Origin of the sequence: Dietzia timorensis (assembly GCF_001659785.1) — a bacterium.
GTDB lineage: Bacteria > Actinomycetota > Actinomycetes > Mycobacteriales > Mycobacteriaceae > Dietzia > Dietzia timorensis.
The window spans coordinates 947,222-967,973 of sequence record NZ_CP015961.1; the positions used below are offsets into that span (position 1 = coordinate 947,222).

The window sequence follows — 20,752 nt, forward strand, 5'->3', positions numbered from 1 at the left end:
CGACGCACCTACCCGCGATCCCCGCGTACATGCTGATTGTCGAAATCAAGGGCGACAAGTACCAGCGCCGGCCCTACATGAGCCTGTCGAGCGCAGAGAAGGCGGTCGAGCGTGCACGCTCCCAAGGCCGCTACGCGACGGTTCGCCTGGTCGCCTGCACTCCGGTGCCGGGTGGTGATCTCGCATGAGTCTCGCGATCGACCGGCTCCGCGAGGCATGGCAACAGCAAGGCCTCGCGTGGAAGGACACCAGCTCGTCAACCGCGAGCGCGCAAGCCCCCGGCCATTCCGCTAAGGATCAGAGCGTCAGTGTTCGACAGATCGACGGGCAAGTCCTCATCCATTGCCATGCAGGCGAGGACACCGCCGAAGTGCTCGACAAGCTAGGCCTCACCGTGGGCGACCTATTCGACAACCCCGCAGGGATCGAATACCGCTACCACGACGGGCGCGTCGTTAACCGCACGCCCAACAAGAAGTTTCGGCAGGCCGGCAACACGCGCGGAACTGCGCTCTACCGCGTCGAAACGCTGCCCACCGACCGAACCGCCACCGTGTTCGTGACAGAAGGCGAGAAAGACGTTCACGCCCTCGAATCCGTCGATGCGATCGCGGTGTGCGGGGCAATGGGCGCGGGCAAGGCAAAGAAATTCGACTGGACACCGCTGGAAGGCCGACCCGTCACCGTCATCGCGGACAATGACGAACCCGGCTACAAGCACGCCGCCGAAGTTGCCGAACTACTCTCAGGCCTCGCAGCGTCAGTGACCATCGTTCGCGCCGCAGCCGGCAAAGACGCCGCCGACCATATCGCAGCCGGCCACCCGCTCACCGAGCTCGTGCCGCTCGACTACCGCCCCAAAGGCCGGCGCCTCAACATCACCCGCGGAACCGACGTGCACCCCAAACGCATCCGTTGGATTATTCGTGAGTGGATTCCCGCCGCCTCGCTCACCCTGCTCGCAGGGCGCGAGGGTTTGGGCAAGTCCACGATCTCGGCAAGGATCTGCGCAGACATCACCCGCGGCACCTTGGAAGGCGAATATTTCGGACAGCCCCGCACGGTGCTTTACGTCCACACCGAGGACAGCCGCGAACACACCGTGGCCCCGAGGCTGCAAGCCGCGGGCGCCGATATGTCACGTGTCTTATTCGTGGACGTGGCTACCGAGTACAGCGACCACGCCACCCTCACCTTGCCCACCGATGTGCTCGCGCTAGAACAGCTCGTGGAGCGGGAGAACATCGGCATGGTGGTGCTCGACGCCGCAACGTCAGCGATGAGCGCCGAGCTGTCAGGCCGAGACGATCGAGACGTGAGGCAATTCCTCGAACCGCTCGCGATGCTCGCCGCAAGACAATCCACCGCAGTGCTCGGGCTCGTGCACTTCGGCAAGCGCGACGGCGCCGACACCGGAAAGCTCATTCTCGGTTCGATCGCATGGTCACAGGTTGCTCGCTCGGTGCTTTCGGTGGCCCTCGATGAGGACACCGGCAAGCTCGTGGTGACGAACACGAAAACCAACCTCGCCACGCGGGTCCACTCGCAAGAGGCCGCGATCGTTAACGGCACCGTGGAAACCGACGACGGCCCCGCCGAAGTCGGAGTGTGCCAGTGGGGAGAGGCCACGAACCGTGACGCACGAGACCTACTCGCAGGCGATCCCGAGGACGACGACCGCGGCGAAATTGAGAGCGTCGTTTTCGACTACCTCGAGACGCAAGGCGGATCGGCCCCAGCCGGCGACGTACTCAAGGCAACCCGCGCCGCAGGGCTCAATGACAACGCCGTCAAAAAGGCCCGAAGGAAGCTCGGAGTCAAGACCGAGCGCCGAGGTTTCGGGCCGGGAGCTCAGTGGGTTTGGGCCATTGATTCCGGCATAGATTCGATAGATTCCCATTCACGTGCAAGGGAATCTATGGCACCTATGGCACCTATGGATGCTGCGAAGGTGCCCGAAGAATCCATAGATACCCCTCCACAAGTACGGGAATCTTCGGCACCTATAGCGGCCCCAGGCGAGGCCGGCTCGCCGTGCGCCGAGTGCGGGCAAACGCTACTGCTCGACTCGCCAGACGGACTTTGCACCCGTTGCGGTGGCCGTTGGGCGGTGGGGCAATGAGAGATCAGCTCATTACGTTCCGGCAGTGGATCCGCGAACAGAAACCCGCCCCGAAATCATTACCGTGCCGAGGCTGCGACCGTCCGAAGTTCGACGGCGTGAAGGGGGACGGCCTGTGCGGACCGTGCCCACGGTTCGCCGCCGCGCCGCCTGTGGCGAGCAGCCCCGCGGAACAGTCTGCGATCGAGTGGGAGCCTCCGGCATGAGCGACCTGGAAAAGACTCTCGCGAGTCTCGCAGACCCGCGACTCGACGGCGCCGCCTGTAAAGGCAAAGCGCCGTTGTTCGACGATCGAGGGCCACGGGAATCTTGGTACAACTACCGCGCCCGAATCGCGGAAGCTCGCAGCTATTGCCAAGTCTGCAAGATCCGAACGGTATGCGCCCAGATCATCGAGGAAACCCCGCGAACCCGCCGCGCAGGCATGTGGGCCGGCCACGTCCAAGGAGAGGCATGAGATTTCTTTTGATCCCAGAAGCGCCCATGAAAATCGCCACCCGAACCGGCGCAGATTGGCCGACACACCGAGGAAGAGCACGCCGACATAAGCGACGCGTCACAGCACGAAAGCGGGGGAGAAAATGAAAATCGCGCGTCTGCGACAGGGCAACCGCTTTGCGATTCTCAAGGTTCTGCCGGCTCCGGCAGGTGACGGCGTGACGCTCGTGTTCGGGACGTTCACGCTCACACTCAACCAAGACAAATCATTCCGCCTTGCGAACGCAATCGCGGATATCTGCGAGACGCAAGAACCCCGAGAATCGGGCAAAGGGAAATGAGCTCGGAACAGGTTGCCGGGGTGCTGGTGTCGGGGCAGGATCTCGCCGCGCTCGCGGAAGCCGTCAGAATCGCCAGTGCCGTACGCACCCGCTACGGCCTCAACGTGCCGCCCGAATGGGCCAAACTGCGAGCACTCGCGACCGGGAACGGTCACGAGGACGCCCCGCCGATAGAGGCCGACGAGGATCTTTTATCGACAGCCGAGATCGCTCGACTGTTGCACTGCTCCCCTCGCCAGGCTCGAAGAATGGTTCCCCTGCTAGACGGTCGCCTGGTGGGAGGGCGGTGGCTAGCACCGCGCGCGGCGGTGCTCGAACACCTGAAAGGAATGAGCGCGTGAAGCTCAACAACCTTGCGAAGAAGATGCTCCACCCCGAACAGATCGGAGCCATGCGAACGATGCTCGGCGCCGAGAAGTTCGAAGAGAAGTACATGGAGCCCGACACCGAACCCGAGAACCCAGAGACCCCCGAAGAAGAAGGAGAATCCGCATGAGCACCAACACCGACGAGAGCAACGCGAGCACCACGACTCGCCACGATCCGAAGACCGACGAGCTGACACAGGAGCAGGTCGAGCAGTACCTCATCGACTGTGACCAGGGCACGTTCGAAAACCTCATGGCCGAGGTTCACGCCGAGCGTGCCGCCGCGTCGAAGGACGGCCTCGCCCGCGGCGCCCGCCTGTACGAGCGGAACAAGGCCAACGGTGGGTTCAACATCGAGGGGCGATGAGCATCGCCGCCGCCGTCTACCTTCACGCCCTCATCGGCGCCGAGGTCGACGAAACCCTCGCCAGGATCTACAGGAAGCGAGCAGCCAATGACCGCTAATCGAGTTGCCGTAGGGGCAAAGTCGGCACGAGTGCTCGACCTCGCTGAAAGGCTCGACCTTCCCGCCGACATTCGCGACGACCTCGCAGCCGCCGAACAGATCTGCCTCAACGTCCACGGCGTAGCCAAGGGCGTGCAGTCGGTGGACGTAGCGAAGGCCCGCATCATCGCCGCCGCAAGAGAAGGCAAGACACCAGACCCCGGCGACGTTGCCGCGGTCGCCGCATGGTCCGACCTCAATGCGATCATCAGCGCCGCCACCAACGGGGCGCAAAGTGAGCTTGCGACCGTCATCGCCGGCCACGCCGACGAGATCACCCACGCGATCGCAGAACAGTGGCATGCCCCCGCCGTCGCCGCACTCACCCGGGTATCCGCCTGGTGGACCGGGGAGACCTCCGGGCAGCTGTTCACCGCGGGTAGGGACGCCGAGGCCGAACAGCTCCGCGCCGCCGAAACCTCGCACGCCCAACTAGGCGAAGCGTTGCAAGCACGCGATGCCGTGTACTCGGGGCAAGGCGCGGTAGGTATCCCGGAGTACGGGGCGCTCGGCTATGCCCGCTACCACGCCGAGCACAACACGCCGCCGCGAGATCGGTGGGGCAAGGTCGCCGGCCCTTGGGTTACGACACCGCCGCGCATCGCACTCGGCAAGATGGGCGACACCCTGCGCCTGCTTGCCGAGGGAGTGGACCTGTGGTTGCCAACTCTCGATGAGGCAGCGGACGAACAGCGCAGGATCATCGACGAGTTCAACCGCGACGGTGAACGCGAACGCGAAGCGAAGAGAGGTCAGCGCCAGTACGTCAGGATCACCTGACAAACCGCAGACCAGAGAGGGACGCAAGCCAAGTGCTTGCGTCCCTTTCGTCATTTCGTAACGATAAAACGTTTCAACCAGCACAAACAGCCAAACGCAATAACCGCAACAGTAAGCACAGACACAGAACGCACACAAAAACACGCCCCAAAACCCGCCTGACCAGCCCAAACACACCCAAGGCAGACGTGCCGAGAAAATGCCGGGGAGAAATGGGTCATATGCCGGGGAGTCGCCGCAACCGTCGACCCCGGAGCGTTCCCGCACCCCACCAGCCGAAAAGAGCGGCCTAGATCGAACGCTGACGGCCTCGCAGACAGTCCGAGGGGTGGCATTTGGGATGCGACCCCCTGAAAAGTCCAGACCCGTACGCACATCGAGCATGTATGCCGGGAGGGGAGAGCGAAGCCCGAAGGGGAAACCCCTGGCACCCCTGCTGTGACTAGCGGTGTGCCGCTTTCGGTTTCGAGCGCGGGCCGGTTGCTTGTGTCGATGGGTGGGGACGAGTCCCGGTCACCGCCGCCGTTGCGTTGCCCACGCGGCATAGAGGATCCCCCCGAAGGTGAAAAGGTGGGTGGTGGTTTCGTGGGGTTTTAGGCCTGGTGTTGGGCTGCTGTTTGGGGTTGTTTGCTGGTTTGTGCTGGTTGAGTGCTTTTGTTGTTACAAGTTTCGCGATAGAATGTTGAGTGTGAAACACGTTTGTCAGCGTTGCGGTTCGTTGTTCGTCCAGTCTGGTCGCGGGATCTCCCCGAGGTTCTGTTCGGGTGCGTGTCGGCAGGCTGCGCATCGTGCGCGGCAACCGCAGATACCTCATGGTTTGCGTTCGCGTGATCGGTGGACGCGAGCGGATGGTAAACGTCCTGTGCAGGTTGGGGGCGGCCCAGCGTCGTCGACGAACGAGAGGACGTGGACGAGCTGGGGCAAGGTTCGTTCGGGTGCGGGCGATGGGTTCGGGTTCATGCTCGGTGATGGTGTTGGCTGCATCGACCTCGACCATTGCCTAGACGAGAACGGTGCTGTCGTGTCTACGGTTGCCGCTGCGGTGCTCGATGCGAACCCTGGCGCGTGGGTTGAGGTGTCTCGCTCGGGGCGCGGGCTGCACGTGTGGGGTTTGTTGCCGGAGGGTTCGGGCCGGCGCGTGGAAGGGTGCGAGGTTTACAGCCGTGCCCGGTTCATGGTGGTGACGGGCAGGGTGTTTCGTGCGGGCAGGTTGGTGCCGCTGACGGTGCCTGCGGGTGTGCTCGACGCGGCCTAGGTTGCGGTGCTCAGCACCGTGACTGCGTGCGAGGTTTACCGCTGGGTTTGCCAAAGCGCGTGTAGCGCCTCGCGTGGTTGGGTAGGGGTGTAGGCGTGTTGGCCGGCGTGCTCGAACCGTTCCCCGGTCTCGACGTCGCGCAGCTCGAACCGATCGCCGGACCCCTCGATGTAGTGGCCGAGGCCGAGGGCCGCGGCGCGCAGATGATCCGGGAGGGTCGTACTCATTTCTGTGCGCGTGCCCGGTGGGCTGCGACTCGGCAGCGTCCCGAGCAGTAGCGGGAATCGGTGCGGGGCGGGGTGTAGTTGTCGCCGCAGTGGTCGCAAGCTTGGATGCGCGGCGCTGGTGTTCGGCAGGTCCAGCATTTGTATGGGGACCGCCCGAGGTAGCTCGACCTGTCGGGGGGGGCTGATGCACGGTTAGGTGACACGGTTAGTCACGCGGCCTGAGGGGCCTCGTGGTTGATGATTGTCTCGAATTCGATGGGGGTCAATCTGCCGAGGCGGTCTTGTCGTCTGCGGCGGTGGTAGGTGCGTTCGATCCAGTGCACGATGGCGGCCCGGAGCTCGTCTCTGGTGGCCCAGGATCGGCGGTCGAGGACGTTGTTCTGTAGCAGCGAGAAGAAGCTCTCCATGGCTGCGTTGTCCCCAGCAGCGCCGACCCTTCCCATCGACCCGAGCATGCCGTGCCGGGTGATGGCCTTCTGCATCTTCTTCGAGCGAAATTGAGATCCTCGATCGCTGTGTAGGACGCAGCCGGTCACGTCGCCCCGCCTGGCGACGGCGCTGTTCAGTGCGGCCACGGCCAGGCGGGACTTCATCCTGGAGTCGATCGAATACCCGACGATGCGGCCCGAGTAGACGTCCTTGATCGCGCACAGGTACAGCTTTCCCGCCGCCGTCCAGTGCTCGGTGATGTCGGTGAGCCACAGCTCGTTCGGGCCCACGGCGGTGAAGTCCCGCTCGACGAGATCGTCGTGCACGGGTGGGCCGGCCTTGCGATGCTTGCCGCGGCCTTTCTTGCTGATGGCACTGGTCCAGCCACCGGTTGAGCAGATTCGCCAGGCGGTCCGCCGGCACATCTTCTCGCCTGCGGTCTCGGCTTCGTCGGCGAGGTAGCGGTAGCCGAACTCGGGGTCCTCCCGGTGGGCGTCGTACAGGGCGTTGGCCCGGTACGCCTCGGCGAGTTCGGCATCGGTGACAGGGTTCTTGAGCCATCGGTAGTAGGGCTGACGAGCTATTCCAAGTACCCGGCACGCCACCGTGACGGGGATGCCGTCAGCGGCGAGCTCGTTCACGAGCGGGTACCACCTTTTCCCGGCAGATTCGCCTGGGACAGGTAGGCAGCAGCGCGGCGCAGAACCTCGTTCTCCTGCTCCAGCAGGCGCACACGCCGCTTGGCTTCACGCAGCTCACGCGACTCGGCCGACGTGGTGCCGGGCTTGATTCCGGCTTCGACGTCGGCCTTGCGGATCCACTTCTGCAACGTCATGGGGTGGATACCGAAGTCGGCGGCGATCTGCTCGAGAGTCACACCGTCTTCACGGGCCTGGGCGACGCGAACCACGTCGTCGCGGAACTCCTGGGGATAGGGCTTGGGCACAACAACATCCTTCCAGGCCGCCCCGGCAGGGCAAGCCAGATCAGATGTCACCTACTCGTGCACCAGCCCCGGGTACTCGCATGACGGTTTGAGTTCGTGGCAGGCGCAGCACCGTTTGAGTTTCATGCGCCGCATGCACGGTTCCCATTGTTCTAGGGGTGCGCTTTGGTCTTTCGGGGTGAATGCCGTTTGGCCGGCAGGGCGGGCGCGGTGCGCGATGTTGCGCATGCGCTGGTGTTCGTCTGTAACGGCTTTCATGGCTTAATTAAACCGGTTTACCCGTTACAAGGCAAGGTAGGGATCTTCCCCGAACGGTACACTTAGAGCATGTCCCGAGGCATCGGCAAGACCCAACGCAGAATCCTCGATTTTGTGAACGCTGGCGACGAACCATCGACAATCAGCGAGATAAGCGAATCGCTCGAAATCCCCCCGAGGCAGATACGAACCGCCGTGCAATCGCTGCATGAACGCGGCCTCGTGTTCGCCGGCAAAGGGTGGCGCGGTGACTTTCGAGAACCAGCGATTTCGTGGCGGTACACACCGGAGAAGATCGACGACCTCGACCGGCAAACCGTTGTTGCGTTCAAGGGTCTGCCGTGGCCGGGGAAGCCGGGAAAAGTGGCGCCTGGGTGGGGCACGTTCGTTGCGGTTGAACATCGGATGCCGACCGGCGTGCAACTGTATGTCCACCCGACGCGGGAGGTTGAGCGTATCCGGGAGCTACACCGAAAGATCGCGGCGATTTGGGCGGGAGCTTAGAGAAGCCCCTTCGGGGCTGACGGTGGGCACAAGTGCCCCGGAGTGTTTTGCCCTGCCTCCCAAAGCTCCCGATCAACCATTGCCACATAGACCCTCTGTGCCACGCTTCGCGGCCCCGGCTCGAAGGTGAGCCGCGGCTATCGAAAATGGCAGGTCCGCGAAATTGCAAGGTTCACGTCCTGGCGGTGATCCCCGTTCGATCGCCGTCTATAGCGTTACCGGGTGCCTCAAGGGTTGTTGTCGCGGTCGGGCCGAAAACTCCCGCGTGGATGCGCCAGCTGAGCGCCCAACGCGCACGCCCTAGAGTGATTGCCCAGGGCGGGCACGCAAGGGGCTCAGAGTGCGTTTGAGGGGCCGGTTTCCGAATCGCGGGCGGTTTTGATGGCCTCGATGATCGCGAGAGCGAACTCTTCGGCCTCAACCGGGCTCAACGCGCGTTCAGGGTCGTAGACGCGAACCGTCGTTGGGTAGGCGGTCGTGCCGTCCAGGGTGGTCACGTCTTCCGCGAGAAGGTCGACGCCCCACGATTTGCCGGGGCGGGAGAAGGATCGCACCCAGGTGTGGAATTGGGCGCCGGTTTTCCGGTCGACGCCAGTATCTTCGGCCTCGGTTTCGAGGCACCATGCAGGTCGCTCGCCGGGGCTGCGGTGATTGTCGATCTGGGAAGGTAAGCTGTTGCTTGCCATGAGGGTTGTGCTCCCTTGTGGTCACGACCCCGGAAGTTCGCGCTTCGCGGGGTCTTTTTAATTGACCAGCAAGAGTGAGACCGTACCGCTAATCGTATCCTTGACCCTTGCGGGCTTAGATAAGCGTTTTACCTGCGGTTATATGGTGCCCCCGACAGGATTCGAACCTGTGACACCTTCTTTAGGAGAGAAGTGCTCTATCCCCTGAGCTACGAGGGCCCGGGACGTTCGCACTCGCCCGTCTGGCGCTCGAATGATCGAGTCCGGCGGGTAACGCGTGCGCCGTTCCTGCTGGGCGCTTCTGACACGCGTGCGTCCCGCGCGTCGGCGTCAACGCCCTAGCGGAAAGTGTATATGCCGGTGGCGGTGCCGTGCACGTCGAAACGTCGCCTGCTCGGTGGCTGCGCCGCTGCGGAAGCGTGAGGGAAGGTCTATCACGGGCGAAGGGGAGAAAGCTGTGGAATGCTGGCAGGCATGTCTGTTCTGCAATTCAATGTTCTCGTCTTCCAGCAGACTCGGAACTTCTCGAAGAACGATTTCGCCATTTCCGAACCGAATGGCACGCAGGTTGCCCACGTGGAAACCGGCGGCAGCACGCTGGGTCGGATGTTGGGCGGCGCCCGTGAGCTCACGGTGTTCGACGGACCCGGAAGGCCGGTACTCCGCGTCTACGACACGATGACGCTTGGGCGCGAGCGGATGGAATTCCAGGATCCGGACGGTAATCCGATCGGCAACCTCGTCAAGCGGATCTCCTTGTTCAAGACCAAGATCGACCTCGAGGTCCTCGGGGAGCAGCTTCAGCTCGACGGAAACCTATGGGGCTTCGACTTCAACATCAACAGCCCGCAAGGCCCCATCGCCGGGGTCTCCCGCGAGTGGTCGGGCATGTCGAACGCCTTGTTCGGAAAATCCACCTACTCGCTGCGGCTGGCCGAGTGGGCCTCGGTGCCGCAGCGGCTGGGAATCATCGGTGGCGTGCTTGCTCTCGACCTCATTCGCGAGAAGCAGGAGCGCAACAACGGGTAGCCAAGAGTTCTGGCGCCGGCTCCTCGGCGTCGGCTGGCGGAAGCGCTTCGCATTACTTCGAAAGTGGAACGGAACTCGATTCGGCAGAACTTGAATCTGGATTCAAGTATGGTCGGTGCCATGGACATCGAAGCCCATCCGGCGCCGGGGCCGGCGCGCGCATTGCTAGTCGATTTCGGTGGCGTGCTCACCGCGCCGCTCGGGCAGGCGTTCGGCCGGTTGGATGCGGAGCTGGGGCTCGCGCGAGGGACTGCTCTGTCCCTGTTCGGCACGCATGAGGGCGCCCGGCGGGCGCTCAGCGAGCACGAGAAAGGACAGCTGGACGACGCCGGATTCGAGGCCGCCTTCGGCGCCGCGCTGGCCGAGGCGGGGGCCTCGTTCGACGGGGCGAGCGTCCACGGAGGCGCCGCTGGCGATCGCGCGGGGGAGCGCGGACTGCTGGAGCTCCTGAATGAGGGGCTCGAGATCGACGAGGCCATGGTCGCGGTGGTCGCCGAGATTCGCGGCGCCGGGGTTCCCGTGGCGCTGGTCTCGAATGCGCTCGGGTCTACGCTCTACGACGGCATCGATCTCGCCGAAATCGCCGACTCCGCCGTCATATCCGCGGAAATCGGGGTGCGCAAACCCTCCCGCCAGATCTACCGCGTCGCGTGCGAGCGGCTCGGAATCGCGCCGGAGGTCGCGCTGATGGTCGACGATTTGCAACAGAACCTCGACGGCGCCGCGCGGATAGGCATCCGCGGGATTCTGCACACCGACGCTGCCGCGACCATCGACGAGCTTTCCAGGGCCTTTGAAATCGAACTTTCCACTACACCTGTCGAGCACGCGTCGACGTCACACGAAGGGCGATAAGCCATGACCACCATGTTCGAAAACACCGAGCGCGGAACCGAGTACGTAAAGCGGCTCACGGCGTTCATGGACAGCCATGTTTATCCGGCGGAGGCCGTGTACGCGCAGCAGATGCGCGAGTCCGGAAACCCGAACCATCACCCGCAGATTCTCGAGGACCTCAAGGCCGAGGCCAAGTCGCAGGGGCTATGGAACCTCTTCCATCCGCATGCCGAGTGGGGGCCGGGGCTGACAAACCTCGAGTACGCGCACCTTGCGGAGATCACCGGGCGGAGCCCGCAGCTCGCGCCGGAGGCCACGAACTGCAACGCACCGGACACCGGAAACATGGAGGTGCTCACGCTTTTCGGCACCGACGAGCACAAGGAGAAGTGGCTGCGGCCGCTGCTCGACGGCGAGATCGCCTCGGCCTTTGCGATGACCGAACCCGCGGTCGCGAGCTCGGACGCGACAAATATCGAGACCTCGATGGTGCGCGAAGGCGACGAGTACGTGATCAATGGCCGCAAGTGGTGGACGTCGAACGCGCTGCACGAAAACTGCAAGGTCATGATCGTGATGGGCAAGACCGATCCCGACGCGCCGACGCACCGGCAGCAGTCGATGATGGTCGTGCCGATGGACACCCCCGGCGTGAAGGTTGTCCGCGGGCTCCCCGTGTTCGGCTACCAGGACCGCGAGGGCCACGCCGAGGTCCTTTTCGACAACGTGCGCGTGCCGACCTCCGCGCTGCTCGCGGGGGAGGGCGACGGGTTCATGATCTCCCAGGCGCGTCTCGGCCCCGGGCGGATCCACCACTGCATGCGCGTGATCGGCATGGCCGAGAGGGCGCTCGACCTGCTCATCGCCCGCGCGCAGCAGCGGGTGACCTTCGGCAAACCCATCGCCACCCGCGAGAACATCAAGGATTGGATCGCCGAATCGCGTATGGAGATCGAGATGGCGCGGTTGCTCACGCTCAAGGCCGCGCATCTCATGGACACCGTGGGCAACAAGCAGGCGCGGATGGAGATCGCCGCGATCAAGGTCGTAGCGCCGAATGTGGCCCTGAAGGTCATCGACCGCGCCATCCAGATCCACGGAGGCGGCGGGGTGAGTGACGATTTCCCGCTCGCGGAAATGTGGGCGCACGTGCGTACGCTCCGCCTCGCCGACGGGCCGGACGAGGTCCACAAGATGACCATCGCGCGGCAGGAGCTGCGCCGGGTCGACCCTGAGTGGGGACGGAAGAAGTAATGTCGCCCACCCCCACGCCGGCACTGGCAAGCGATGTGCCGATGGGAGCCCGCCCGCTGTCGGCGCGCGGCGAGCGCACCCGCGCGAAGCTCATCGCGGCGGCGCGCGTCGTCTTTGAGCGCGACGGCTACATCGATTCCCGCCTCACCGACATCACCGACGAGGCGAAGATGTCGATCGGCACCTTCTACACCTGGTTCGACGGCAAGGAAGAAGTGCTCGCCGCGGTGCTCCACGAGGCGAAGGACGAGATGCTCCACCCCGGCACTGCCCGAATGGCCCCGAAGGACGATCCCGCCGGGATCATCTCCGAGAGCAACCGCGCCTACTTCGAGGCGTACAAGCGCAATGCGAAACTCAATCACCTCCTCACCCAGGTCGCTTTGGTCGACGGTCGTTTCGCCGCGCTCCGGCGCGCGCGCACCGAGGCGTTTGTCGACCGCAACGCGCGGGCGATCGCCGACCTGCAACGCCGCGGCCTCGCCGACCCCGAGCTCGACCCTCAGCTCGCCTCGATGGGGCTGAGCGGAATGGTCTCGCGGATGGCCTCGGAATCCTTCCGCACCGGATCAGAGGACGCCGATATCGACACACTCGTCCGCACCGCCACCGCCCTGTGGACCAATGCCCTGGGGATGACGTCGCAGCCCCCGCGCGCCCCCTGACCACACGGATCTCACCGAACTCGACCCACGCGGCCGCGACGGTCGCGCCACGAAAGGACCACACGACATGCACGCGATCTCCATCACCACCCTCGACGGGCCTGACGCCATCGAATATGCCGAGCTGCCGGACCCGGAGGCCGGCGAGCACGTGATCGTCGACGTCAAGGCTGCGGGTGTGGCGTTCCCCGAGCTCCTGCAAACCCGCGGGCAGTACCAGATCAAGCCGCCGCTGCCGTTCGTTCCCGGCGCCGAGGTCGCGGGCATCGTGAAATCCGCGCCCGAAGGCAGCGGCCTCGCGCCCGGCGACCGCGTCGCCGCGCTGTCCCTCATCGGCGGATTCGCGGAGAAGGCGGCCTGCCGCGCGGACCTCACCTTCGCGCTGCCGGACTCCGTGGGCTTCAACGAGGGCGCGGCGTTCCTGTTCAACTACTGCACTGCATACTTCTCGCTCGTCGAACGCGGCAAACTCGCCGAGGGCGAGACCGTCCTTGTGCAGGGCGCCGCGGGCGGCATCGGCACCGCCTCGATCCAGGTGGCCAAGGCGTTCGGCGCCGGAAAGGTGATCGCAGTCGTCTCCACCCACGACAAGGGCGAGGCCGCCCGAAAGGCCGGCGCCGACGAGGTCGTCATGGCCGAAGGCTTCCTCGAAGCAGTGGGGAAGAAGTCCGTCGACATCGTCGTCGACCCGGTCGGCGGGGACCGCTTCACCGACTCGCTGCGCACCCTGCGCCGCGACGGCCGGATACTCGTCATCGGATTCACCGGCGGCGAGATCCCCACGGTCAAGGTCAACCGCCTGCTGCTCAATAACATCGGGGTCATCGGCGTCGGCTGGGGCGAGTATGCGCTCGCCCACGAGGGGCACATCGCCGGCGAATACGAGGCAATGCGCCCGCACCTCGAATCCGGTGCGCTCGCCCCACTCGTCGGGTCCACCTACCCGCTCGAAGCGGCTACGGAAGCGCTCAAGTCCATGGAGAGCCGCACCGTGATCGGCAAGGTCGTGCTCACGACCTAGCGGTGTGGGGCATAGGATTCGCACATGTCCTCCGGGCGCGCGCCCGGAACTCCCCGAGGAAGAACTGCACAGAAGTAGAGGTAGTGGCCCGTGTCCATAGCGCCAGAATCTCGCCCCGCGGTGTATGCGGCTGCGAAACGCAAGGCCATCGTGCGGCTCATGCCGCTGTTGCTGCTCGCCTACTTCATCGCCAACATCAACCGCACGAACGTATCGATCGCAAAGCAGAATCTGGAGATCCACGCCGGGATCGACGCAGCCGCATTCGGTCTCGGCGCCGGCCTGTTCTTCGTCACCTACGCGATCTTCGAGATCCCGAGCAACATGGTGCTGCGCCGCGTCGGCGCGCGCATCTGGATCGCCCGCATCGCGGTGTCCTGGGGGATCATCTCCGTCGCGCTCATGTTCACCACGGGGCCGGTGTACTTCTATATCGTCCGGATGCTTCTCGGTGCGGCCGAAGCCGGCATCTTCCCGGCGATCCTCTACCTGATCACCCGATGGTTCGCGCAGGAGGACCGCGGGAAAATGTCGGGCGTCGTACTCGCGACTGCGGCGCTGTCCTCGGTGGTCGCCGCGCCCGCCGGCGGCGCGCTGCTCTCGCTCGAGGGCCTGTTCGGCCTGCACGGCTACCAGCTGCTGTTCCTTCTCGAGGGCATCCCGGCGATCATCATCGGGATCATTATCTTCTTCACCCTGCCCAGCGGACCCGAGGATGCCGCCTGGCTCACCGAGGACGAGCGCGAGGTCGTGCTCGACATCGCGGGAGAGGAGCAACCCGGCCACGAGACCATCGGCGGGATCCTCCGGGCGGCACTGGCCAACCCGCTCATCGTCCTCGCGGCCGTGTTCTACGTGTTCAACATGCTCGCCGCGTACGGGATCATCTTCTTCACCCCGTCGATCATCTTCGCCATGGGCGTGGAGAACACCTTCCACGTCGGGCTCATCGCGGCGATCGTGAGCATCGGCTCGGCCGCGGGACTACTCATCGTCCCGCGCCTCATCCCGAAGGCCGGCGGAGAGATGCGGCTGCTGTGGTGCACCACCGGCGCGACCATCGTGACCGCAGCGCTGTTCCTCGCCTCGGCGGCGGGGGTGGGGCTGCCGAACAGCCACGCGCTGCAGATCGGGATCCTCGCGCTCGTGATGTTCTTCGTCTCCGCCTCGCAGCCGCTGCTGTGGTCCTCGCTCATGGCGCGCATCACCGGAGCCGTCGCCGCGACCGGGCTCGCGTTCGTGAGCATGTTCGGCCAGATCGGCTCGTTTATCGGCCCATACGCGTTCGGGCTGGTGGAGAAGAACACCGGGGACGCGAACGCGTCGGTGTGGCTGATCCTCGCGGCCACCGTCTGCGGCCTGGCGTTGCTGCCGCTGCTCGCGCGCGTCCTGGGGCGCGCGGCAGGTCCGACGTCATAAAGCGGTGAAAAACCCGGTTTGGTGACGGCGAACTGACGCCGTAACATGGACCCTCGGTGTTTTTCCTCGTCCCGAGGCGCTTGTAGTCCCGGGTGCGAGAAGTTCGCGCGGGTCCCAACCGGCCGCCGTGCGAAAGACGGGAAACCCGCTGGCCCCGTGCCAGTTCGGCCGGCAATCCACGATAGGTTCCGGAAGGTTAATCCTATGTCTACTTACGCCCCAAAGGCGGGAGACGTGGAGCGCGCCTGGTACGTCGTCGACGCCACTGATGTGGTGCTCGGCCGACTCGCAGTCCAGGTCGCAGGTCTCCTCCGCGGCAAGCACAAGCCGCAGTTCGCACCGAACGCCGACGTCGGCGACTTCGTTGTGGTCATCAACGCCGACAAGGTCGCGATTTCCTCGACGAAGCGTGAGCGCGTCGTCCACTACCGCCACTCGGGCTTCCCGGGCGGCATCAAGTCCGAGAAGCTCGGTCGCGCGATGGACACCCGTCCGGACCGCGTCGTGGAGAAGGCCATCAAGGGCATGCTCCCGTCGAACAAGCTCGGCCGTTCCATGGCCTCGAAGCTCAAGGTGTACGCAGGTGCCGAGCACCCGCACACCGCTCAGAAGCCGCAGCCGTTCGAGATCAAGCAGGTGGCACAGTGACCGAAGAGAATTTGAACACCGAGAACGAGATCGAAGATCCGATCGAGGACGTTGTCGCCGAGGTCGCCGACGATTCCTACACCGAAGAGGTGCTCCCGGGCTCCGAGTACGGTGACGTGACCCCGCCGGCACCGGTCCTCGACGGACCGGCCCAGGCTGTTGGCCGCCGCAAGGAGGCCATCGTCCGCGTGCGCCTCGTGCCCGGCTCCGGCAACTTCACGCTCAACGGCCGCACCCTCGAGGATTACTTCCCGAACAAGGTGCACCAGCAAATCGTCAAGTCCCCGCTGGTCAACGTCGAGCGCGAAGAGCAGTTCGACATCATCGCGCTGCTTCGCGGCGGAGGTCCCTCGGGTCAGGCAGGCGCCACGCGCCTCGCCATCGCCCGCGCGCTGACCATCTACAGCCCGGACGATCGTCCGTCGCTGAAGAAGGCCGGCTACCTCACGCGTGACGCCCGTGCGGTGGAGCGCAAGAAGGCCGGTCTCAAGAAGGCCCGCAAGGCTCCGCAGTACTCGAAGCGCTGATCTGTTCGCAGATCTCTGCTCGCGCCCGAAGGCGCTCGCCGATTCGTTCGGCGGGCGCCTTTCGGCGTTTTCGGGCGCGGAAGCTGCGGCGCGAAGGGCGCCGGGTTTAGAATTTTCAGGTAATCCCTCACTGCGGCACTCAACGTCCGCGACCCGCGCTCGGCGCACATCATCGACCAGGAGGCTCTACTACCTATGCCCCGAATGTTTGGAACGGACGGAGTCCGCGGACTAGCCAATAAGTCCTTGACCGTGGATCTGGCCCTTTCGCTCGGGGCGGCTGCCGCCTCGGTGCTCGCTTTCGACCCGGCCGCCGACACAGGCCACGAATCCAGCCGGGACCGGCAGCGCCCGCTCGCCGTGATCGGCCGCGACCCGCGCGTGTCGGGGGAGATGCTCGAGTCGGCGCTCGCGGCGGGCCTCGCCTCGCAGGGCGTCGATGTGATGCTCGTCGGACAGGTCCCGACGCCGGCGGTTGCGCATCTCACCGGGCATCATCAGGCCGCGCTCGGCGCGATGATCTCGGCCTCGCACAACCCGATGCCCGATAACGGCATCAAATTCTTCGCCGCCGGCGGGCGCAAGCTGTCCGACGAGCTCGAGGATCGTATCGAGGATGCCCTCGAGGCGCGGATCACGGGACCGACGGGAAACCGCGTCGGCCGCATCTCGCGCCTCGACCGCGAAACCGCTCTCGCCCCGTACCTCGAGCACCTGCTCGGAACGGTCCGCCACCCGCTCGCCGGACTGAAGGTCGTCGTCGACTGTGCCCACGGCGCCGCATTCGAGGCGGCCCCGGCGGCGTATGCGAAGGCGGGCGCCGAGGTCGTGGCGATCAACGCCGAACCGGACGGCTACAACATCAACGAGGGAGTCGGCTCGACGCACATCGAGGGGCTGCAGCGCGCGGTCGTCGAACACGGCGCCGCGCTCGGGCTCGCCCACGACGGAGACGCAGACCGCTGCCTCGCCGTTGACGCCTCCGGTGCGCTCGTCGGTGGAGACGAGATCATGGCGGTCCTCGCTCTCGGCATGTCCGAGGCCGGGGAACTCAAGGACAATACGCTCGTCGCTACCGTGATGAGCAACCTGGGGTTGCACCTGGGCCTGACCGAGCACGGCATCTCCGTCGTCACGACAAAGGTGGGCGACAGGTACGTGCTGGAGAAGCTCGCCGACGGGGAGTACTCGCTGGGCGGGGAGCAGTCAGGGCACCTCGTTCTGCCCGAGCACGCGACGACCGGCGACGGGACTTTGACCGGACTGTTCCTCATGGCGCGGATGGCAGAGACGGGGAAGTCGCTGGCGGAACTCGCCGCGGTGATGACCGTGATGCCGCAGGTGCTCATCAACGTGCAGGTCGCGGACAAGGCGAAGGTGTCGGTTTCGGATTCGGTGAAGTCGGCAGTCGAAAAGGAGGAAGCCGCGCTTGGCGAGACCGGGAGGGTGCTACTGCGCCCGTCGGGCACCGAGCAGGTCGTCCGCGTGATGGTCGAGGCCGAATCCCACGACGTCGCGCGGGAGAGCGCCGAGCGCCTCGCCGAGATCGTCGGAGCGGTCTAGCGCCGCTCAGCTCGTTGCCGTCTTGTGGCGGGCGTCCGCGCTAGCGCTTGATCGCGGCGCGGGCGACCGTCTGCCACATGGGGACTTCCTTCGCCTCCTTGGCGAGGGCGTCCTCCTCTTCCTTCTGGATCAACTTCCCGTCGACCAGCGTCGTGCCCGGGATCTCGGTTTCCGGATCGGAGAACGCCGCGTATTCGGCGTCCCCGGCGAGCTCGGAGAGCAGGAAACCGGTGGCCAGGCGGCGCACGAGTACCTGCGTCTTGTGGTCGCCCGAAGCGAGGCCCACCCCCCGAAGCAGCGGATTGCCCTCGACGAGTCCACCCTCCTCGGCCTTGACGCGGCGGTGGACGCATTCGCCGTTCCATGTCTGCCCGAGCCACATCGCCTCCGCCGCGTCTTCGCTGCCGTCGGCACTGATGATCAGCCCCGGAGCCGAGACCAGAGAGGAGCGGCCGACGGCGCCGGCGGCGACAGGCTTGGGGAATGCGGCCACGACGGCCGAGATGTCCGTGCGGTAGGACGCGAGGACAGTCGCGGCGCCTGCGCCGAGCCCGTGCCCCATGACGCCGATGCGTCCGGTATCCGGGCGGAGATTGCCGGAGCCGAGGTCCGCGTTGAATACCGCCTCGATCGAATCCGAGAGCGCGTCGACGTAGGAGGCCTGCTTGGCGAAGAAGCCCGAACCCGAATCGGTCGCGACGACGATGAATCCCCAGGACGCGAAGTGCTTGAGGGTGTCCTGGTAGTGCTTGCTCGACTTGGTCCAGTCGTGAGCGAAGGCGAGCAGGGGAGCCCGCCGCGCGTCCATCCGCGGTACGTAGACCTTGCCGGGGACGCCCGCGAAGCCGAGATCGCCGAAGTCGATATCGAACCGGCCACGACGGCCGAGCGGACCCATGAGTTTCTTCGCCTTCTTAGCCACGCCCACAAGGTTAACGTCTATCGACGGCAAACGCCGGATGTGGCGGCCGAAATGAGCAGATGTTCGCTGCGATATTCGCCTTTACCCCGCGCTGTGTGCGCCCCGGTTTGGTGAACGTCTATAGACTTTCTTTCTATGTGCGGAATTGTTGGATATGTCGGCGGCCGGCCCGCTAAGGATGTGCTGATAGGCGGACTCCGCCGCTTGGAATACCGCGGATACGATTCCGCCGGTATCGCGGTGGTGGACGATCAGAATCGACTCCATGTCGAGAAGAAGGAAGGCAAGCTCGCCAACCTCGAGGGCGCACTCGCCGAGTCCGGCGATGATTTCGCCGGCGGCACCGGGATCGGTCACACCCGCTGGGCGACGCACGGCCGCCCGAGTGACCGCAACTCGCACCCGCACGTCGCGGGCCGGATCGCGGTCGTGCACAACGGGATCATCGAGAACTTCGCCTCTCTGCGCGCCGAGCTCGAATCGGACGGGCGCGACTTCAACTCCGACACCGACACCGAGGTCGTCGCCCAACTCATCGACCGCGAGGTCACCGGTGGTGCGACCGCCGGCGACTTCGTCGCGTCCTGCCGCGCTGTCCTCGCCCGCCTCGAGGGCGCGTTCACCCTCGTCATCGCCGACGCGCAGGCGCCCGGAACCATCGTTGCGGGCCGTCGAAACACCCCGCTCGTGCTCGGTCGCGGCGAGGGCGAGATGTTCATCGGTTCCGATGTCGCCGCGTTCATCGACTACACGAAGGAGGCCGTCGAGGTCGGGCAGGACACCTTCGCTGTGATCACCGCAGGCGGGTACGAGGTGTTCCCGTTCCTCGAGGGCGGCGCCGCGGAGTCCCGCGAGTTCACCATCGACTGGGATCTCGATGCCGCCGAGAAGGGCGGTTACGAGTACTTCATGCTCAAGGAGATCGCCGAGCAGCCGTCCGCCGTCGCCGACACGCTCCTCGGCAAGCTCGTCGACGGGCGTATCGTGCTCGACGAGCAGCGCCTGTCGGACCAGGAACTGCGCGATATCGACAAGGTCTTCATCGTCGCCTGCGGCTCCGCCTACCACTCCGGTCTCGTCGCCAAGTATGCGATCGAGCATTGGACCCGAATTCCCTGCGAGGTCGAGATCGCCTCGGAGTTCCGCTACCGCGACCCGGTCCTCGACCGATCCACGCTTGTCGTCGCGATCTCCCAGTCGGGCGAGACCGCCGACACGCTCGAGGCCGTGCGGCACGCGAAGTCCCAGAAGGCTCGCGTCCTCGCGGTGTGCAATACCAATGGCGCGCAGATTCCGCGTGAGGCCGATGCGGTGCTCTACACGCACGCCGGCCCCGAGATCGGTGTCGCCTCGACGAAGGCCTACCTCGCCCAGATCGCCGCGAACTACCTCGTGGGCCTTGCCCTCGCGCAGGCGCGCGGCACCAAGTTCCCGGACGAGGTCTCGGCCGAGTTCCACGCGCTCGAGCAGATGCCCGAACTCATCGGACAGGTCGTCGAACGTCTCGACCAGGTCCGCCAGATCGCCCGCGAACTCGCCGACTCCAAGTCCGTGCTGTTCCTCGGTCGCCACGTCGGTTACCCGACCGCGCTCGAGGGCGCACTCAAGCTCAAGGAGCTCGCCTACATGCACGCCGAGGGCTTCCCGGCAGGCGAGCTCAAGCACGGCCCGATCGCGCTCATCGAGGAGGGGCTGCCGGTGTTCGTGGTGATGCCCCCGCTGCACGGGCGTTCGCTGCTGCACTCGAAGCTCATCTCCAACATCCAGGAGATCAAGGCCCGCGGCGCGCGCACCATCATCATCTCTGCGGAGGGGGATGAGGTCGTCAAGCCGTTCGCCGACTACCTCATCGAGATCCCGGAGACGACGACGCTGCTGCAGCCGTTGCTGTCGACGATCCCGTACCAGGCGTTCGCCGCCGAGGTCGCAGCCGCGCGCGGCTATGACGTCGACAAGCCGCGTAACCTCGCCAAGTCTGTCACCGTCGAGTAGAACGCACGCCCCGCAC

The 20,752-nt window shown here is 65.3% G+C and carries 24 protein-coding genes and 1 tRNA gene; 20 read left to right on the forward strand and 5 right to left on the reverse strand.

Annotation, left to right across the window (positions count from 1 at the left end):
- The first annotated feature begins 29 nt into the window (after window positions 1-29).
- The 9 genes from BJL86_RS17040 to BJL86_RS04365 all read left to right on the forward strand — a co-directional run bounded on the left by BJL86_RS17040 (window position 30) and on the right by BJL86_RS04365 (window position 5,809).
- Window positions 30-188, forward strand: coding sequence for a hypothetical protein (locus BJL86_RS17040; protein WP_156515262.1), 159 nt, complete (start codon window positions 30-32; stop codon window positions 186-188).
- A complete protein-coding gene (locus tag BJL86_RS04335; protein WP_067473448.1) occupies window positions 185-2,122 on the forward strand; it encodes an AAA family ATPase in 1,938 nt (645 codons plus the stop codon). The genes BJL86_RS17040 and BJL86_RS04335 overlap by 4 nt, the downstream gene beginning before the upstream one ends.
- A gap of 202 nt (window positions 2,123-2,324) precedes the next feature.
- On the forward strand, window positions 2,325-2,579 hold the full coding sequence (locus tag BJL86_RS17830) for a WhiB family transcriptional regulator (RefSeq protein ID WP_075844839.1): 255 nt from the start codon (window positions 2,325-2,327) through the stop codon (window positions 2,577-2,579).
- Between the two features lie 124 nt (window positions 2,580-2,703).
- On the forward strand, window positions 2,704-2,901 hold the full coding sequence (locus tag BJL86_RS04345; RefSeq protein ID WP_067473446.1) for a hypothetical protein: 198 nt from the start codon (window positions 2,704-2,706) through the stop codon (window positions 2,899-2,901).
- On the forward strand, window positions 2,898-3,242 hold the full coding sequence (locus BJL86_RS04350) for a helix-turn-helix domain-containing protein (RefSeq protein WP_067473444.1): 345 nt from the start codon (window positions 2,898-2,900) through the stop codon (window positions 3,240-3,242). Before BJL86_RS04345 ends, BJL86_RS04350 begins: the two co-directional genes overlap by 4 nt.
- On the forward strand, window positions 3,239-3,397 hold the full coding sequence (locus BJL86_RS17050) for a hypothetical protein (protein WP_156515261.1): 159 nt from the start codon (window positions 3,239-3,241) through the stop codon (window positions 3,395-3,397). The genes BJL86_RS04350 and BJL86_RS17050 overlap by 4 nt, the downstream gene beginning before the upstream one ends.
- Window positions 3,394-3,636 (forward strand): hypothetical protein, encoded by a 243-nt coding sequence (locus BJL86_RS04355; protein WP_067473441.1) that lies wholly within the window; start codon window positions 3,394-3,396, stop codon window positions 3,634-3,636. Before BJL86_RS17050 ends, BJL86_RS04355 begins: the two co-directional genes overlap by 4 nt.
- An 87-nt stretch (window positions 3,637-3,723) precedes the next feature.
- Window positions 3,724-4,554 (forward strand): hypothetical protein, encoded by an 831-nt coding sequence (locus BJL86_RS04360; protein WP_156515260.1) that lies wholly within the window; start codon window positions 3,724-3,726, stop codon window positions 4,552-4,554.
- 862 nt (window positions 4,555-5,416) lie between these two features.
- Entirely contained in the window at window positions 5,417-5,809 is a 393-nt protein-coding gene (locus tag BJL86_RS04365) for a hypothetical protein (RefSeq protein ID WP_231887169.1), read from the forward strand.
- 35 nt (window positions 5,810-5,844) lie between these two features.
- Here the strand turns inward: BJL86_RS04365 and BJL86_RS04370 are convergent, their stop codons facing one another.
- Together BJL86_RS04370 and BJL86_RS04375 are read right to left on the reverse strand one after the other, a co-directional pair.
- On the reverse strand, window positions 5,845-6,036 hold the full coding sequence (locus tag BJL86_RS04370; protein WP_067473432.1) for a hypothetical protein: 192 nt from the start codon (window positions 6,034-6,036) through the stop codon (window positions 5,845-5,847).
- Window positions 6,037-6,245: 209 nt separating this feature from the next.
- Window positions 6,246-7,411 (reverse strand): IS3 family transposase gene (locus BJL86_RS04375; protein WP_156515489.1). Its coding sequence is split into 2 segments (ribosomal slippage): window positions 6,246-7,124 and window positions 7,127-7,411, totalling 1,164 coding nucleotides; the frame shifts between segments, so codons are not numbered across the junction.
- 327 nt (window positions 7,412-7,738) lie between these two features.
- On the opposite strand from BJL86_RS04375, the gene BJL86_RS04385 reads away from it, so the two are divergent.
- Window positions 7,739-8,173 (forward strand): helix-turn-helix domain-containing protein, encoded by a 435-nt coding sequence (locus tag BJL86_RS04385; RefSeq protein ID WP_067475158.1) that lies wholly within the window; start codon window positions 7,739-7,741, stop codon window positions 8,171-8,173.
- A 335-nt stretch (window positions 8,174-8,508) separates the two neighbouring features.
- Here the strand turns inward: BJL86_RS04385 and BJL86_RS04390 are convergent, their stop codons facing one another.
- Together BJL86_RS04390 and BJL86_RS04395 are read right to left on the reverse strand one after the other, a co-directional pair.
- Window positions 8,509-8,859: a hypothetical protein gene (locus BJL86_RS04390; protein WP_067475159.1), complete on the reverse strand. Its 351-nt coding sequence runs from the start codon at window positions 8,857-8,859 to the stop codon at window positions 8,509-8,511.
- A gap of 143 nt (window positions 8,860-9,002) precedes the next feature.
- A tRNA-Arg gene (locus BJL86_RS04395) sits at window positions 9,003-9,078 on the reverse strand.
- A 255-nt stretch (window positions 9,079-9,333) separates the two neighbouring features.
- On the opposite strand from BJL86_RS04395, the gene BJL86_RS04400 reads away from it, so the two are divergent.
- The 9 genes from BJL86_RS04400 to glmM all read left to right on the forward strand — a co-directional run bounded on the left by BJL86_RS04400 (window position 9,334) and on the right by glmM (window position 17,822).
- Window positions 9,334-9,888, forward strand: a complete 555-nt coding sequence (locus tag BJL86_RS04400; RefSeq protein WP_067475200.1) for an LURP-one-related/scramblase family protein — start codon at window positions 9,334-9,336, stop codon at window positions 9,886-9,888.
- 120 nt (window positions 9,889-10,008) lie between these two features.
- Complete coding sequence (locus BJL86_RS04405; protein ID WP_067475203.1) at window positions 10,009-10,743, forward strand: HAD-IA family hydrolase; 735 nt, start codon at window positions 10,009-10,011, stop codon at window positions 10,741-10,743.
- 12 nt (window positions 10,744-10,755) lie between these two features.
- On the forward strand, window positions 10,756-11,979 hold the full coding sequence (locus BJL86_RS04410) for an acyl-CoA dehydrogenase family protein (protein ID WP_197487594.1): 1,224 nt from the start codon (window positions 10,756-10,758) through the stop codon (window positions 11,977-11,979).
- Window positions 11,979-12,644, forward strand: a complete 666-nt coding sequence (locus tag BJL86_RS04415) for a TetR/AcrR family transcriptional regulator (protein ID WP_067475169.1) — start codon at window positions 11,979-11,981, stop codon at window positions 12,642-12,644. Before BJL86_RS04410 ends, BJL86_RS04415 begins: the two co-directional genes overlap by 1 nt.
- Window positions 12,645-12,711: 67 nt before the next feature.
- Window positions 12,712-13,665, forward strand: coding sequence for an NADPH:quinone oxidoreductase family protein (locus BJL86_RS04420; protein WP_067475172.1), 954 nt, complete (start codon window positions 12,712-12,714; stop codon window positions 13,663-13,665).
- A 90-nt stretch (window positions 13,666-13,755) separates the two neighbouring features.
- Window positions 13,756-15,084: an MFS transporter gene (locus BJL86_RS04425; RefSeq protein ID WP_231887232.1), complete on the forward strand. Its 1,329-nt coding sequence runs from the start codon at window positions 13,756-13,758 to the stop codon at window positions 15,082-15,084.
- Between the two features lie 204 nt (window positions 15,085-15,288).
- A complete protein-coding gene (gene rplM, locus BJL86_RS04430; protein ID WP_067475174.1) occupies window positions 15,289-15,732 on the forward strand; it encodes a 50S ribosomal protein L13 in 444 nt (147 codons plus the stop codon).
- The gene (rpsI, locus tag BJL86_RS04435; RefSeq protein ID WP_067475176.1) at window positions 15,729-16,259 is read left to right on the forward strand and encodes a 30S ribosomal protein S9; all 531 of its coding nucleotides are present in this window, start codon (window positions 15,729-15,731) and stop codon (window positions 16,257-16,259) included. The genes rplM and rpsI overlap by 4 nt, the downstream gene beginning before the upstream one ends.
- A 195-nt stretch (window positions 16,260-16,454) precedes the next feature.
- Complete coding sequence (gene glmM / locus BJL86_RS04440) at window positions 16,455-17,822, forward strand: phosphoglucosamine mutase (RefSeq protein ID WP_067475179.1); 1,368 nt, start codon at window positions 16,455-16,457, stop codon at window positions 17,820-17,822.
- Between the two features lie 40 nt (window positions 17,823-17,862).
- On the opposite strand, the gene BJL86_RS04445 is transcribed toward glmM, so the two are convergent.
- The gene (locus BJL86_RS04445; RefSeq protein WP_156515327.1) at window positions 17,863-18,744 is read right to left on the reverse strand and encodes a dienelactone hydrolase family protein; all 882 of its coding nucleotides are present in this window, start codon (window positions 18,742-18,744) and stop codon (window positions 17,863-17,865) included.
- Between the two features lie 135 nt (window positions 18,745-18,879).
- On the opposite strand from BJL86_RS04445, the gene glmS reads away from it, so the two are divergent.
- Window positions 18,880-20,736: a glutamine--fructose-6-phosphate transaminase (isomerizing) gene (gene glmS, locus BJL86_RS04450; RefSeq protein ID WP_067475181.1), complete on the forward strand. Its 1,857-nt coding sequence runs from the start codon at window positions 18,880-18,882 to the stop codon at window positions 20,734-20,736.
- The last annotated feature ends 16 nt before the right edge of the window (window positions 20,737-20,752 follow it).

Bases quoted from the DNA above. Each gene is read 5' to 3' on its own strand.
- BJL86_RS17040 (WP_156515262.1), top strand. From the start codon at position 30: ATGCTGATTGTCGAAATCAAGGGCGACAAGTACCAGCGCCGGCCCTAC.
- BJL86_RS04335 (WP_067473448.1), top strand. From the start codon at position 185: ATGAGTCTCGCGATCGACCGGCTCCGCGAGGCATGGCAACAGCAAGGC.
- BJL86_RS17830 (WP_075844839.1), top strand. From the start codon at position 2,325: ATGAGCGACCTGGAAAAGACTCTCGCGAGTCTCGCAGACCCGCGACTC.
- BJL86_RS04345 (WP_067473446.1), top strand. From the start codon at position 2,704: ATGAAAATCGCGCGTCTGCGACAGGGCAACCGCTTTGCGATTCTCAAG.
- BJL86_RS04350 (WP_067473444.1), top strand. From the start codon at position 2,898: ATGAGCTCGGAACAGGTTGCCGGGGTGCTGGTGTCGGGGCAGGATCTC.
- BJL86_RS04355 (WP_067473441.1), top strand. From the start codon at position 3,394: ATGAGCACCAACACCGACGAGAGCAACGCGAGCACCACGACTCGCCAC.
- BJL86_RS04360 (WP_156515260.1), top strand. From the start codon at position 3,724: ATGACCGCTAATCGAGTTGCCGTAGGGGCAAAGTCGGCACGAGTGCTC.
- BJL86_RS04370 (WP_067473432.1), bottom strand. From the start codon at position 6,036: ATGAGTACGACCCTCCCGGATCATCTGCGCGCCGCGGCCCTCGGCCTC.
- BJL86_RS04385 (WP_067475158.1), top strand. From the start codon at position 7,739: ATGTCCCGAGGCATCGGCAAGACCCAACGCAGAATCCTCGATTTTGTG.
- BJL86_RS04390 (WP_067475159.1), bottom strand. From the start codon at position 8,859: ATGGCAAGCAACAGCTTACCTTCCCAGATCGACAATCACCGCAGCCCC.
- BJL86_RS04400 (WP_067475200.1), top strand. From the start codon at position 9,334: ATGTCTGTTCTGCAATTCAATGTTCTCGTCTTCCAGCAGACTCGGAAC.
- BJL86_RS04405 (WP_067475203.1), top strand. From the start codon at position 10,009: ATGGACATCGAAGCCCATCCGGCGCCGGGGCCGGCGCGCGCATTGCTA.
- BJL86_RS04410 (WP_197487594.1), top strand. From the start codon at position 10,756: ATGTTCGAAAACACCGAGCGCGGAACCGAGTACGTAAAGCGGCTCACG.
- BJL86_RS04415 (WP_067475169.1), top strand. From the start codon at position 11,979: ATGTCGCCCACCCCCACGCCGGCACTGGCAAGCGATGTGCCGATGGGA.
- BJL86_RS04420 (WP_067475172.1), top strand. From the start codon at position 12,712: ATGCACGCGATCTCCATCACCACCCTCGACGGGCCTGACGCCATCGAA.
- rplM (WP_067475174.1), top strand. From the start codon at position 15,289: ATGTCTACTTACGCCCCAAAGGCGGGAGACGTGGAGCGCGCCTGGTAC.
- glmM (WP_067475179.1), top strand. From the start codon at position 16,455: ATGCCCCGAATGTTTGGAACGGACGGAGTCCGCGGACTAGCCAATAAG.
- glmS (WP_067475181.1), top strand. From the start codon at position 18,880: ATGTGCGGAATTGTTGGATATGTCGGCGGCCGGCCCGCTAAGGATGTG.